Raw genomic sequence first — 12,585 nt, forward strand, 5'->3', positions numbered from 1 at the left:
ATCAGTGATACTAGAGCAGTTGACACGTTCGGTGCGACGTTCATTCGATCCCGAGGTAGCCCCCGAGCGTCGTCAACCCGGACTGGTCGACGCCGAACGCCCCGACGTCGTTGTCGGCGGTCGTGTTGTCGAACTTCAGCGAGCGGTACTGGTCCGGCCCCATCGGGAAGCCGGGCACCGCACCGAGGACGGAGAGCCCGATCTTGGCGAGCGGCATGGGCAGGGGGACGATGGTGACGCCCTTCTTCTCGGCCTCGTAGACGTAGTCCGTCACCTGCCGGAGCGTGAGCACTTCCGGCCCACCGATCTCGTAGGTCTCGCCGACGTGTCCGTCGTCGGTCACCGCCGCGGCGATCATCGGCACGAGGTCCTCGACGTGGATCGGCTGGAAGCGCGTCTTGCCGCCGCCGGGAAGCGGGTACAGCGGCACGCCCGGGGCGAACATCCCCTTCAGCCGCTTGGTGAAGGAGACGAACTCGCCGCCCTCGCCGAAGACGACCGAGGGACGGAAGATCGTCCAGTCGAGGTCGCTGTCGCGGACGATCGTCTCGGCCTGCCCCTTCGCGCGGATGTAGGCGGTGTCGCCACGCGGGTCCGCGCCGAGCGCGCTCAGCTGGACGAATCGCTCGACGCCGCCCGCCTCGGCCGCGCGGACGAGGTTCTCGGTCCCCCCGCGGTGGATCCGGTCGTGCATGCGATTGCCGCCGTCGGGTTCGAACAGCGGCGAGAGCGCCACCAGGTTCACGACCGCGTCGTGCCCCTCGACCGCCGATTCGACGGAGTCGTAGTCGGTCACGTCCCCGCGGACGCCGGTCACGCCGTCCGGCGTTCCCTCGGGCGAGCGGGCGAGCGCGGTCACCGCGTGGTCATCGGCGGCCAGCGTCCGACAGAGGTACGATCCGATGAAGCCGGTCCCCCCGGCTACCAACACTTTCATGCGTCGCACGTCGCGTGGAAGGCCCGTAAACCTACCGCGATGTCAGACGTCCGGGCGGCGAGTGGGCGAACGGTGCGCGACCGTCCACCGGGTCGCCTCAGTCTTCCGCTCGCGTCGGGACCGCCAACACCGGAACGGGGGCGGTCCGGAGGGTCCGTTCGGCGACGCTTCCCAGCAGGGACCGGCCCACGCCGGTCCGCCCGTGGGTCCCTATCGCCACGAAGTCGACGCCGGGGTCGTCGACGTACGCTCGGATGCCGCGCGCGGCGGAGGAGGCGCCCTCGACGGCGCCGACGGCGTCCACGCCCGCGTCCTCGGCGCGCGCTATCCCGTCCGCGATCGCGTCCTCGGCGTACTTTGAGAGGACGTCGATCTCGATGTGGTCGCCGACACCGATGCCGCCGGTCTCGACGACCGAGAGGACGTGGACCGTCGCGCCCGCCCGCTTCGCGACCGGGAGCGCCCGATCGAGCGCGGCGGTCGCGGCGGGGCTACCGTCTGTCGGGACCAAGATGTCCTCGTACGGGTAGCGGGTCTCCTCGTCGCCCGGACGGAGCGCGAGGACCGGCACGGGCGACTGCCGAACGACGCGCTCGGTGGTGCTCCCGACGAGGTGTTCCATCCCTTGGCGGCCCTTCGTCGACATGGCGACGAGGTCGGCGTCGATCTCGTCGGCGTACGCGACGATCGTCTCGGGGACGCCGCCCTGTCTGACGGCGGTCTCCGTCTCGACGCCGCGGTCCGCGGCGCGGTCGGCTGCGTCCGCCACGATCGAGTCGCCCTCGCGTTCGAGCACGTCCACCACGTCGCCGCCGATCCGGGTCACGCTGTCGCGGGTCGTGTCCGCGACGTGGAGGAGGTGAACCGTCGCGTCGTGGTCGGCGGCGATCGCCAAGATGTGTTCGAAGGCCGCCGCGGCCGCGTCGCTGCCGTCTGTCGGGACGCAGATCCGGTCGAACATACCGACCGGTCACGGTCGGAGGTGAAAAGCGCTCGTGTCGTCTCGGCTGAACGTTACGTCCCGTCGCCGTCCAGCGCCCCCGCGCCGTCGGCCGAGGACTCGCCGTCCGCGTCGGCCCCGTCGTCGAGTCGAGTGACTCGGACCGTCGAGATGCGCGCGCCGTCGACGGCGGTGACCTCGAAGGCGAACGCGTCCGTCTCCGCGGCGTCGCCGACTTCCGGCGAGCGCCCGATCCGGTCGAGGACGAACCCGCCGAGCGTCTCGTAGCCGTCACCGCTGAGGTCGGTTCCGAGCGCGTCGTTGACGTCGGTGAGCGGGACCGAGCCGTCCGCCTCGTGCGTGCGCTCGTCGGTCCGCCGGATCGTGTGGTGTCGGCCGGCGGTGTCGAACTCGTCGCGGAGGTCGCCGACGAGCGCCTCGGCGACGTCCTCGACGGTCGCGATCCCCTCGAAGGCGCCCCACTCGTCGATGACCGCCGCCATCTGCCGGCGCTCGTCGCGGAACTGGACGAGGAGGTCGCTCGCGGTCGTCGTCTCCGGGACCACGAGTATCTCGTGGGCCAGATCGCTCGCGGTGGCGTCGTTTTCGTCCGCCTCCGTCGCGCGCAACACGTCTTTCACGTCCACGAAGCCGACGACACGGTCGGCGTCGTCGCGGTCGACGACGGGGTACCGGGTGTGCCCGGCGTCGAGGACCGTCTCGCGGATCGCGGACAGCGACGCGTCGGCGGACAGCGAGACCACGTCGGGCCGCGGCACCATCAGCTCCCGGGCCGCGGTGTCGTCGAGTTCGAAGACGCCCTCGATCATCGCGACCTCGGACTCGTCGACGTGGCCGGCCTCGCCGGCGCGCGCCAGTACGCGACGGATCTCTCGCTCTTCGAGCGTCTCGTCGCTCTCCGAGGCGGGCGGGACGCCGATGAGCGTCGTGAAGGCGTTCGCGGTGCCGTTGAACACCGCGATGCCGGGCGCGAACAGTAGGTACGCGAGCCGCATCGGCGGCGCGAGCAGCAGCGAGATCCGCTCCGCCTGCGCGATGGCGATGGTCTTCGGCGCGAGCTCGCCGAAGACGACGTGGAGGAACGTGATGAACGAGAAGCCGACCGCGAACGCCACGAGGTGGACGACGCTCTGCGGGAGCAGCGGCCCGAGGACCGGCTCGATCAGCGCCGCCACCGCGGGCTCGCCGATCCACCCGAGACCGAGCGACGCGAGCGTGATCCCGAGCTGGGTCGCAGCGAGGTAGTCGTCGAGGTTGGTCATGACCTCTTGGAGCGTCTCGGCGCCGGCCTTCCCCTCCTCGACCAACCGGTCGACCGAGGTGGCTCGGATCCGGACGAAGGCGAACTCCGAGGCGACGAAGAAGCCGTTCAACACGACCAGCACCAGCGCGGCCGCCACTCGCGTGAGCGAGACGGCGACGCTTACCATCCCTTTCCTCCGGGCGTGCGAACGACAGGCGAATGGACGACCATGCCCGCCGTTCGGGAAGCGGTCACTAAAAAGGCCGTCAACGAGCGCCGGTCGGGGCGAGGAGCGGCCCGGGCGTCAGACCGACCCGGCCTCGCGGCGGTCCGGGCGGTTTATTCGTCGCCGCGGCGGAACGCGACCATGCTGATCACGCTGGAGGGACTCGACGGGAGCGGGAAGACGACGGTCTGGGAGGCGCTCCAGGACGTGTACCCCGACGCGACATTCACCTGCGAGCCCACCGATAGCTGGTACGGAGAGGCCGTCTCGCGTTCGATGGCCGACTCGGAGGCCGACCCGCTCGCGGAGCTGTTCCTGTACACCGCCGACCACGCGAACCACCTCTCGGAGACGGTGCGGCCGGCGCTCGCCGACGGCGGACTGGTGATCTCCGACCGCTACTCCGACTCGCGGTTCGCCTATCAGGGGGCGACGATCGAGCGCTCGGACGCGGACGTTCAGCGACCGCTGGAGTACGTTCGCGGCATCCACTCGGCGTTCTCGCGGCCGCCGGACGCGACCGTCTACCTCGATCTGGACCCGCAGGCCGCCGCCGAACGCGCCGGGCGGACCGACAAGTTCGAGCGCGGCGGCTACCTCACGGCGGTGCGTGACAACTACGAGCGCCTGATCGACGCCGACCCCGGACGGTTCCGTCGCGTCGACGCGACCCGAGCGCCGGAGGACGTGATCGCCCGGGTCGAAGAGGTCGTCGCCGATCTGGTCGACCGCTGAGCGAGGGCGGGTCGGGCGGCCCTTCCGCTCGGGGCCTCACCGGGTGTCCGGCAGTTCGTACTCCTCGGGCGACGGGACGTAGAGGTAGTCGATCGCGACCCCGAGCGCCAGCGGGAGCCCGATCAGCAGGGCGAGAAGGATCGTCGGGCTGCCGACGTTGATGCCGGTCCCGACGCCGAGCGCGCCGGTGAAGACGAGCGTCGAGACGAGAAGCAGCGCGGGCGTCAAGAGGGCGGTGTACAGGATCGACCCCCACGACGTCGAGAGCCGGAGGCGGAAGAAGCGGGTCGCGACGCCGGCGAGGAACGTGTGAAACGCGACCAGGGCGAGGAGGCTGCCGAACCCGAACAGCGCGAGCATGGGCTGGGGTACGGGCCGCCGACACTTCCCCCTATCGCCCTCGGCGTCCGGCGGGAATCGAGGAGGCGGTGCGAACGCGGTCAGACCGCCCCGTCGTTCCCCTGTCGCCGCGCCGACGAAATCAGGCCGGAGACCGGCTCCGTGTACTCGTACCCGGGAATCACGCCCTGGACGTACGTCCCCTCGACGAAGTTGATCAGCGCGCCGGCGTCGTCGACGCCGCGTCGCTCGTTGATGTCGGTGAACGCGTAGGTGACCCTGATCTCGTCGGCGTCGCGGTCGACGACCGGGTCGAACTCGCGCTCGGCTCGCGTCACGCCGCCCACGTCGACCGCGCGGCGCTCGAACGTGTCGGCCCACCCGTCCTCGACCACGTCGGCGACCTGGTCTTCGGTGACCGCCGAGAGCGCGGGCACCCGGACGGTGACCGTGAACCGCGTCCGTCCGTTTTCGGCCGGCTCCACGCCGACCGCGCCGTCGAAGGCGGTCGTCACGGAGACCCACTCGTCGCCCTCGCGCTCGAACGAATCGTGGTCCGCGAACGCCCGACGGACTCGGTCGGGGAGCTCGTCGGTCCGGTCGCCGTCGGTCCTGTCGTCGGTGCCGTCGACGGCGTCGCGCTCGCCGGCTGGTCCGGTGTCGTCGTCGGTTCCGGTCATACCGATCACGAGGCGTCGGGACCTGAAAAACGGCTCGCGTCGCCGTCGTCATCGAAACGGGCACGGCGGGCCGGTACGTGGGGCCCTTTTGTGCGTCGACCGACGAGGCGAGGTATGGCAGACCAGTTCCGCTCGACGGAGGGATTGATCGACGCGATCGCGGACGCGACGTTCGACCGACCGCCCGCGCTCGTCAGCAACGCCCACATCACTGGGCTCGCCGTCGCTCGCGCGCTCGACGCTCACGACGTGCCCGTGATCGCGCTCGACCGGGCCGACGGGAGCGCGGGAGACGGGCCGGGCGACGCGGGCGGTGCCGTCACGCACGACGGGCTCGCGCCGCCGTCGGACGCGGTCGACTTCGCCGGGGCGGTGACGTACCCACTCGACGACCTCGACGGCTTCCGCGAGGACGTGGAAGCGATCGTCGACGCCGCGGGGACCGAGGCGGTCGCGTTCGGCTGTATGGACGAGTGGGCGCTGTCGTACGCGGAGGCCGACCCCGAGGGCGTCCGACTCCCCTTCGCCGGGAGCGACACGCTCGACGACGTGTTGAACAAGTCGGCGCTGTACGCGACCTGCGAGGCGCTCGACGTCCCCTACCCCGAGACGTACCGGCTCGCGGAGACCGCGGCCGCCGGCACGCGGGACGCCGACGCGACGGTCGACGAGGCCGCCGACGAGGTCGGCTTCCCGCTGGTGGTGAAACCCGAGCTCAAGCGCGACTTCGAGGAGGCGTTCGGCACCAACGTGATCGAGGTCGCGGACCGCGAGGAGCTCGCGGACGTCGTCGCGGCCGCGAGCGACGAGGGGATCGCCGTGATGGCTCAGAAGCGCGTCGACATCGCGACGGGACGCGACCACTCGCTGGCCTCCTACGTGCCCCCGTCGGGCACCGACGACGCGCTCGCGGTCGTCGGCAACGCCGCGGTGCGCTACCCGATGAACTTCGGCACCTCCTGTCTCGTCGAGACGGCGGACGAGCCGGCCATCCGGGAGCGCGCGCTCGCCGTCCTCGGCGACGCCGGGTACCACGGGATCAGCGAGGCGGAGTTCGTCTACGACGAGGCCCGCGAGGAGTTCCTGCTGCTCGACGTCAACACCCGGCCGTGGAAGTGGATCGCCATGCCCGTCGCCGCCGGCGCGAACCTCCCGATGGCGGCGTACGCGAGCGTCACCGACGCGAGCTACGACTCCGACGGCGTCGAGCCGACGCGGTGGGTGTACCTCCGCGACTACCTCTCGCTGCTCGCCGGCGACGACCCGTTCTGGGACCAGCTCTCGGCCGCCGACTGGCGTCGGCTCGTCTCCGGGGCGTTCGAGCGCGAGGGCGACCTGACGACCGGGGTGTACCGCCCCTCCGACCCGGGACCGGCGGCGAAGCTGTTCGAGACGGAGTTCGTCGACCGCGAGTACTACTGTTCCTGTTGAAGCGGCCGCGTTTCGGGAGAGGGGCCGTGCCGCGAGCCGCCCTGAGAGGCGGTCACACGATCTGCTCGCGTCCGCTCGTCTCGACCGAAACGCGAGGGCAACGAACGGTTCGGCGTCGGTAGCCGCCGTGACTGCTCGACGAAGTAACCGAAATCAGTCACAGAAAAGAGATTTGTAATCAGAGTCGGTATCGTACGTGTGAACCGCCGGCACTACCTCCGGGCCGTCGGCGTCGGCGGGGCCCTTTCGCTCGCCGGCTGTACCGGTAGCGCCTCGACCGGCGCGGAGCCGGGCGTTTCCGGGGCCACCCTGACGGTCGCGGCGTCGACGACGACCCACGACAGCGGACTCCTCGACGCGCTCACACCCGGGTTTTCTCGGACCTTCGGGGCGTCGATGCGAACGGTCGTGCGGGGGACCGGCGGCGCGCTGCGGACGGCCCGGGACGGGGACTGCGACGCCGTCCTCGTCCACGCTCGACCGCTGGAGGACGCGTTCCTCCGCGACGGGCACGGGGTCAACCGCCGGGCGGTCACGGTCAACGACTTCCTCGTCGTCGGGCCGCCCGACGACCCGGCCGGCGCGGCCGGCGACGATCCCGTCACCGCCTTCGAAGCCGTCGCCGACGCCGAGGCCCCGTTCCTGTCGCGAGGGGACCGGTCCGGGACCCACCTCCGCGAACGCCGGCTCTGGGACGAGGCCGGGATCGACCCCGCCGGCGACTGGTACGGCGAGACGGGCCAAGGGATGGGCAACACGCTCGCGCTGGCCGCCGAGACCGGCGCCTACACGCTCGCCGACCGCGGGACCTTTCTCAACGTCGTCGACGACGGGCTGACGGCCCACGTCGACCGCGGTATCGACGCCCCGGGGCCGTTGCTCCGCAACGAGTACGCCGTCATCCCGGTCAATCCGGCCCGCCACGACGTCGCGTACCCCCTCGCGATGGCGTTCGCGGGCTATCTCACCGGCCCGGCCCAGGAGACGATAGAGGAGTTCCGGATCGCGGGGGAGCGCGCGTTTCGGCCCGTCGGCCGGTCGGCGACGCCCGCCTTCGAGCAGTACGTCCCGAGCGACTGGCGCTGACCGGCGGTCCGTGTCAGTCAACGTCACGGGTGAAACGCAACGGTTAGTGCGCACCTCGACACAGGGGCGTGTATGGGCTTCTTCGAGACGCTCGCGGACCGGATCGACGCGACCGACAGCGTCGTCTCGGTCGGGCTCGACCCCGACCCGAGCCGGCTCCCCGAGACCGTGGCCGACGCCGACCTCCCGCGGTGGGCGTTCAACCGCCGGGTCATCGACGCGACGCACGAACACGCGGCCTGCTACAAGCCGAACGCCGCGTTCTACGAGGACGCCAACGGCTGGCGCGCGCTCCGGGAGACCGTGGCCTACGCCGAGGGGAAGGGCGTCCCCGTCCTGCTCGACGCGAAGCGCGCCGACATCGGCAACACCGCGCGCCGCTACGCCGAGATACTCGACTTGGTCGACGCGATCACGGTGAACCCGTACCTCGGCCGCGACTCGCTCCAGCCGTTCCTCGACCGCGCGGACAAGGGCGTGTTCGCGCTCTGTCGAACCTCGAACCCGGGCGGCGCCGACCTGCAGGACCTCGAACTCGCCTCCGGCGAACCCCTCTACGAGCGCGTCGCCGCGCTCGCCGACGTGTGGAACGCGAACGACAACGTCGGACTCGTCGTCGGCGCGACGGCGCCGGAGGAGTTGGAGACGGTCCGCGATATCGTCCCCGAGATCCCGTTCCTCGTCCCCGGGGTCGGCGCGCAGGGCGGCGACGCCGAGGCCGCGGTCGAACACGGGCTCGCCTCGCGGCCGGACCTCCCGGTCGACGTCGGGCTCGTGAACTCCTCGCGCGGCATCATCTTCGCCGGCGAGGAGTCGAGCCGGCCGGACGACGAGGCGACCTACTTCGGCGCCGCGGGCGACGCGGCGAAGCGACTCAAGAAGCGGCTGAACCGACACCGATAGCCGGGACGCGGGAGACGTTTCGCGGCCTCGCCCGCTAGCGAGGACCGGCGGCACAGCCCGCACAGGCGCGGACGGTCTCGTCCCAGTGGTCGTCGCAGACGGCGCGCCCGCAGCGGTCGCAGGCGTGGCTCGCCATCGCCGCCTCGCAGACCTGGCAGAGTCCGGAGAGGCTCATACCGGCGGGTGGGTCGCACCCCTTATCAGACTCCGGGTCGACCGCCCGGTATGCGCCAGTTCGTCGTCATCGGCCGCGACGTGCCGACCGACCCCGACGCCATCTCGCTGTCGGACATCCCCGGGGCCGGGCGTCTCGACCTGCTCTGTCGGTGCGTGAGCGCCGGCGTCTTCCTCTCGCACGGCATCCGCGAGTCGGTTCGAGTCCACCTCGTGATCGACGACGCGTTCACCGTCACCTTCGACGCCGACACGCTCCGCCATCTCCACCCCGACGAGCGCAACGTCGCCGCGCGGGTCCGCGACGCGCTCGACGCGCAGGACGACGCAATCGGTCACATGCCCGCGGACGTCTCGCCCGGCGTCGAACTCCGCCGCATGGGCCTCGACGCGACCCTCGACAGGCTCGGCGGCGATGGCGGACGCGGCCCCGACGGGACGCTCGTCCAGCTCCACGAGGAGGGCGATCCGCTCGTCGACGCCGAACCGCCGGCCGACCCCGTGTTCGTCCTCTCGGACCACCACGACTTCGCGCCCGACGAGTCGGAATCGGTCGCCGAGCGCGCCGAGCGGCGGCTCCGCGTCGGTCCCGAACTGCTCCACGCGGACCACGCGGTCACCGTGGTCCACAACTGGCTCGACACCGACGGCTACGCCAGCTACTGACTCCGACGCCGATGGCGACGCCACCGAGCGACGACGGGGCGACGACATCCGCCGGCGACGAGCGGCCGCCGAGCGACGACGGGGCGACGACACCGCCATCCGACCGCGAGACGACGACCGCGCCGGACGCGGATTCGCGGTTCGTCGTCCCGCTCCGCGGCGTCCGGGTCGACCCCGAGACGCGGTGCGGCCACTGGGACGACCCGGTCGACGTGATCGCGCTCCGCTTCGGCTGCTGTGAGACGTACTACCCCTGTGACGCCTGTCACGACGCCGCGACGGACCACGAGGCGATCCCGTGGCCCCGCGAGCGCTTCGACGAGCCGGCGGTACTGTGCGGCGCCTGCCGGACGACGCTCACCGCTCGGGAGTACCTCGACGGCGGGAACGCCTGTCCGGCGTGCGGCGCCGCGTTCAATCCCGGCTGTCGGACGCACCGCGACCGATACTTCGAGGTCTGAGGGGTCGGTCACCGCGGTCGACCGGAGGAACACGCGGCCCGGTTCGGGCGCGGCGACGCACCCTTTCGGAAGGATTAAAAGAACGAACGGCCTTCCATCGAGTGCGGGCCGGTGGGGTAGCTTGGTATCCTTCGGCCTTCGGGTGGCCGTAACCACGATTCAAATTCGTGCCGGCCCACTTCTCCCGCATTCGTTTTGGAGCCGACGCGACTACGACACAGCGTCGGCTCCGTCGTCGCGGCTCCGCTCTGCCGCGGGTGACCCGGATCGCACCCCCTCTATGAGATTCCGTCATCGTGTGGTTTTGTCCGTGGACGAACGGGGTGCGTGACTGAGAGCGTACGGTTTCCCGGCGGTCGCTGTTGGCGGCGTCTGGATTCGGAGCGACCGCACCACTGCTGTATGTGCGCCTCGAACCCGGCGCGTGCCGAGCACCTCCGCAGCTGTCGACCGTTCCGACGGCGTCATGTCACCGGATACTTGTACGCGAGAGCGTTACCGAGGACAGTGACAGACGACCAAGGCGGGTTCGAACACGTTCGAGAGAACGTAGACGGCCACCCGATGGTGAGTTTGCTCGGCTACGCCAAACGGTACTGGCCGACCCTCACGCTCGGCGTGCTGGCGGCGTTCCTCACCCGGTTCGCCAGACTGATCCCGCCGATCGTCGTCGCGGCTGCCATCGATCGAGCGATCCGAGGGTCGGCCGACGCGGGACTGTTGACCGACGTGGGTTTGCTGCCGCCGGGTGAGATCACCGGCGAAGCGGCTCGCCTCGCGGTGCTCGAACAGCTCGTGCTCATCGCGGTGCTCGCGTACGCGGTTCGGTCGGTCGCTCGGTTCGTGTCCCGGTATCTGCTTCAAGCGACCGCGCAGAAGGTCCAACGGGATCTGCGGAACGACACGTACGACCACCTCCAGCGGCTCTCGATGGATTTCTTCGCCGATCATCAGACCGGCGGAATGATGTCGATCCTCAACAGCGACATCAATCGGCTCGAGCAGTTCCTCAACACGGAGTTCCGCCAGCTCATCCGCGTGGTCGCAACGGTCGGCGGGATCGCGGTTATCCTCTGGACGTACTCGCCGAAGCTGGCGCTCATTGCGCTCGCACCGGTCCCGATCATCGGACTGGCGAGCGGCCAGTTTCTCACTTGGATTGAGCCTCGGTATAAGTCGATCCGCGAAACCGTCGCTCGGCTGAACACGCGGCTCGAGAACAACCTCGGTGGCGCCGCGGTGATCAAGGCGTTCGACCGGTACGGCTTCGAGCACGGCCGGGTCGCTGAGCAGAGCGAGGCGTACCACGACGAGAAGGTCGCGGCGCTGCGGATCCGACGCGGATTCTTCGCCACCCTGCGGCTGTTGACCGGGGTCGTGTTCGTCCTCGTGCTCTACATCGGTGGGACGGACATCATCACCGGCGTTCCCGGCGAGGCAGGGGCGCTGACTCTCGGCGGGTTCGCGCTGTTTTTCCTCCTGTTGCGGCGACTCTACTCGCCGATGCGGCGGGTCGGGAAGTCGGCGAACAAGTACCAGCTCGCGAAGTCGAGTGCCGAGCGCGTGTTCGGACTGCTCGACCGCGATCCCACGATCACCAGCCCGGACCCGGCGCACGTCCCCACGTCGATCGACGGAGAGGTCACGTTCGAGGACGTGACGTTCGCCTACGGGGACCGCGAACCGGTCCTCCGAGATGTCTCGCTCGACGTTCCGGCGGGCACGACCATCGGGCTCGCCGGAGCGACCGGGGCGGGCAAGTCAACGCTCCTGAAACTCATTCCCCGGTTCCACGACGTTAACGCCGGGGAAGTCCGGGTCGACGGGACGGACGTCCGGGAGTACGATCTCCAGTCGTTACGGGACGCCATCGCCATCGTCGAGCAGAACCCGTACCTGTTCTCGGGGACCGTCGCGGAGAATATCGCGTACGGCGACCGCGAGATACTCGAGGCCGAGTGGTCGGACGGGCCAGACGAGAGCGCCCGCAACCGGGTTGAGCGGGCGGCTGAGGCCGCCGCGGCCGACGAGTTCATCCGAGACCTCCCCGACGGGTACGACACCCAAGTTGGCGAGCGAGGTGTCAAACTCTCGGGCGGCCAGCGGCAGCGCCTCGCCATCGCCCGGGCACTGCTCAACGACCCCGAGATCATCGTGTTTGACGAGGCCACGTCGGACGTTGACACGGAGACCGAGGAACTGATCCAAGAGAGCCTTGAGCGGCTGGTCGAAGAGCGGACCGCGTTCATTATCGCCCACCGGCTTTCGACGATTCAGAACGCCGACGAGATCGTCGTGATGGATCAGGGCCGGATCGTCGAGCAGGGGGTTCACGAGGACCTGGTCGCGGGCGGAGGAACATATGCGAACCTCTGGCAGGGACAGGCTGAGGCGTCGCCTGCCGACGACTGACGCTCGGTCGGGGGCGGCGGCACGCGGGACCGACTCCCCGACGTCCGGTGAATCGAGCGTCTGTCCCGGTCCACCGACGTAGAGTGAGTCCACCGACGTAGAGTGGCTCCACCGACGCGGAGTGAGTCCACCGACGCGGGTGTGAAGGCCATGTCTGGTGGGAGGCCGGGTGAGACGACGTGGCGCCCACGCTTGAGACACCGGCAGGGACCCCCGAAGAGAGACTCGCAGAGGCGCTCAACGAGCTCAACCGTTCGTATGTCGGTGGTCGACCGCGGCGTACGACTCGGTGCTCACCAGTTCGTACCGTTTGCCTTCGCCCAGCAACCAC

At 70.2% G+C, this 12,585-nt stretch carries 13 protein-coding genes and 1 tRNA gene; 8 read left to right on the top strand and 6 right to left on the bottom strand.

Going from position 1 to position 12,585, the window contains the following annotated elements:
• Positions 1 to 40: 40 nt before the first annotated feature.
• The 3 genes from ABDZ89_RS06125 to ABDZ89_RS06135 form a co-directional block, all read right to left on the bottom strand.
• Positions 41 to 937 carry a complex I NDUFA9 subunit family protein gene (locus tag ABDZ89_RS06125; RefSeq protein ID WP_343777500.1) on the bottom strand — a complete coding sequence of 299 codons (897 nt, stop codon included), beginning with the start codon at positions 935 to 937 and terminating at the stop codon, positions 41 to 43.
• 97 nt (positions 938 to 1,034) lie between these two features.
• Positions 1,035 to 1,898: a universal stress protein gene (locus ABDZ89_RS06130; protein ID WP_343777502.1), complete on the bottom strand. Its 864-nt coding sequence runs from the start codon at positions 1,896 to 1,898 to the stop codon at positions 1,035 to 1,037.
• Positions 1,899 to 1,951: 53 nt separating this feature from the next.
• A complete protein-coding gene (locus ABDZ89_RS06135) occupies positions 1,952 to 3,328 on the bottom strand; it encodes a hemolysin family protein (protein ID WP_343777503.1) in 1,377 nt (458 codons plus the stop codon).
• Positions 3,329 to 3,508: 180 nt separating this feature from the next.
• Here ABDZ89_RS06135 and tmk point away from each other — a divergent pair, with 180 nt between their 5' ends.
• Positions 3,509 to 4,102 carry a dTMP kinase gene (gene tmk / locus ABDZ89_RS06140; protein WP_343777505.1) on the top strand — a complete coding sequence of 198 codons (594 nt, stop codon included), beginning with the start codon at positions 3,509 to 3,511 and terminating at the stop codon, positions 4,100 to 4,102.
• Positions 4,103 to 4,138: 36 nt separating this feature from the next.
• Here tmk and ABDZ89_RS06145 read toward each other — a convergent pair whose 3' ends face one another.
• A complete protein-coding gene (locus tag ABDZ89_RS06145; RefSeq protein ID WP_343777507.1) occupies positions 4,139 to 4,462 on the bottom strand; it encodes a DUF7991 family protein in 324 nt (107 codons plus the stop codon).
• A gap of 80 nt (positions 4,463 to 4,542) precedes the next feature.
• Positions 4,543 to 5,121: a DUF5813 family protein gene (locus ABDZ89_RS06150; protein WP_343777509.1), complete on the bottom strand. Its 579-nt coding sequence runs from the start codon at positions 5,119 to 5,121 to the stop codon at positions 4,543 to 4,545.
• Between the two features lie 114 nt (positions 5,122 to 5,235).
• Between ABDZ89_RS06150 and ABDZ89_RS06155 the strand changes: the two genes are divergently transcribed.
• The 3 genes from ABDZ89_RS06155 (at position 5,236) to pyrF (ending at position 8,541) form a co-directional block, all read left to right on the top strand.
• The gene (locus ABDZ89_RS06155; protein ID WP_343777510.1) at positions 5,236 to 6,552 is read left to right on the top strand and encodes a carboxylate--amine ligase; all 1,317 of its coding nucleotides are present in this window, start codon (positions 5,236 to 5,238) and stop codon (positions 6,550 to 6,552) included.
• Positions 6,553 to 6,750: 198 nt separating this feature from the next.
• Entirely contained in the window at positions 6,751 to 7,638 is an 888-nt protein-coding gene (locus ABDZ89_RS06160) for an ABC transporter substrate-binding protein (protein ID WP_343777511.1), read from the top strand.
• A 72-nt stretch (positions 7,639 to 7,710) separates the two neighbouring features.
• Positions 7,711 to 8,541 carry an orotidine-5'-phosphate decarboxylase gene (gene pyrF / locus ABDZ89_RS06165; RefSeq protein ID WP_343777512.1) on the top strand — a complete coding sequence of 277 codons (831 nt, stop codon included), beginning with the start codon at positions 7,711 to 7,713 and terminating at the stop codon, positions 8,539 to 8,541.
• 34 nt (positions 8,542 to 8,575) lie between these two features.
• On the opposite strand, the gene ABDZ89_RS06170 is transcribed toward pyrF, so the two are convergent.
• Positions 8,576 to 8,716 carry a hypothetical protein gene (locus tag ABDZ89_RS06170; RefSeq protein WP_343777513.1) on the bottom strand — a complete coding sequence of 47 codons (141 nt, stop codon included), beginning with the start codon at positions 8,714 to 8,716 and terminating at the stop codon, positions 8,576 to 8,578.
• Between the two features lie 50 nt (positions 8,717 to 8,766).
• Here ABDZ89_RS06170 and trmY point away from each other — a divergent pair, with 50 nt between their 5' ends.
• The 4 genes from trmY (at position 8,767) to ABDZ89_RS06190 (ending at position 12,254) form a co-directional block, all read left to right on the top strand.
• A complete protein-coding gene (gene trmY, locus ABDZ89_RS06175) occupies positions 8,767 to 9,381 on the top strand; it encodes a tRNA (pseudouridine(54)-N(1))-methyltransferase TrmY (RefSeq protein WP_343777514.1) in 615 nt (204 codons plus the stop codon).
• 11 nt (positions 9,382 to 9,392) lie between these two features.
• Positions 9,393 to 9,842 carry a CHY zinc finger protein gene (locus tag ABDZ89_RS06180; protein ID WP_343777515.1) on the top strand — a complete coding sequence of 150 codons (450 nt, stop codon included), beginning with the start codon at positions 9,393 to 9,395 and terminating at the stop codon, positions 9,840 to 9,842.
• A gap of 105 nt (positions 9,843 to 9,947) precedes the next feature.
• Positions 9,948 to 10,020: transfer RNA gene (locus tag ABDZ89_RS06185), tRNA-Pro, on the top strand.
• A 329-nt stretch (positions 10,021 to 10,349) separates the two neighbouring features.
• Positions 10,350 to 12,254: an ABC transporter ATP-binding protein gene (locus ABDZ89_RS06190; RefSeq protein WP_343777516.1), complete on the top strand. Its 1,905-nt coding sequence runs from the start codon at positions 10,350 to 10,352 to the stop codon at positions 12,252 to 12,254.
• The last annotated feature ends 331 nt before the right edge of the window (positions 12,255 to 12,585 follow it).

Source organism: Halorubrum ejinorense, from assembly GCF_039522565.1.
Lineage (GTDB): Archaea > Halobacteriota > Halobacteria > Halobacteriales > Haloferacaceae > Halorubrum > Halorubrum ejinorense.